Annotated in this window: 1 protein-coding gene; it reads right to left on the reverse strand. The window is 60.4% G+C overall.

Features of this window, described 5'->3' with window-relative positions; all coding sequences use genetic code 11:
• On the reverse strand, positions 1 to 704 hold a 704-nt coding region (locus lacNas_RS04715; RefSeq protein ID WP_201346645.1), incomplete at both ends, for a metallophosphoesterase.

Below are 704 nucleotides of genomic sequence, written 5' to 3' on the forward strand. Positions count from 1 at the left end.
GTCGATCAGTTCGCTGCTGGCATCAGCGATCCGCCAGCCGGCCGCCGTCTTTTCCAGATCCAGCACGACTTCGGCAATTGCCTCGCCCCGGTAGCCCGGCTGCACGCATGGCTTGCCGTCTGGACTGATCACGTTCAAGCGGCGGTGCTGGTGGCCGGTCAACATCACGTCTACTTCCGGAATTTCCGTCAGGATCCGGTAACCTTCGTTTTCCCCATTGTGCGGCTCAGTTGCCTCGCCCGTGGCAATGTCGCTTTCAAAGCCGCCATGGTACAGGACGGCCAAAACATCGACCTGAGGCTTGATCAGCTTGGCAAAGCGGGCAATCTGCTCATAGGCTGACTTGAAGTCCAGGCCGGCAATCCGGTCAGCTGCCTCCCAGTGCGGGATGTACTGGGTGGTGATCCCCAACACCCCGACCTTTACGCCGCTGCGCTCCAAGATAACATAGTCGCGGCCCAGAGTCGGCACCTGGGTGGCCGCGTCCAGAATATTGCAGTTTACGAATGGCGCCTTGTTGTTGTCAACGTAGTAGGCCATGTAGTCCTGGCCGAAGTTGAAGTCATGGTTGCCCAGGCAGCGGACGTCATAGCCCACCGCGTTGTAGGCAGCGGTAAAGCGGGCCAGATTGTCCAGCTGCCGGCTGCCGTGCGTGTAAGCGGCCAAAGGAGATCCCTGCAGGCAGTCGCCGGCATCCGTCACGA

Origin of the sequence: Lactobacillus nasalidis (genome assembly GCF_016587775.1) — a bacterium.
GTDB classification, from domain to species: domain Bacteria; phylum Bacillota; class Bacilli; order Lactobacillales; family Lactobacillaceae; genus Lactobacillus; species Lactobacillus nasalidis.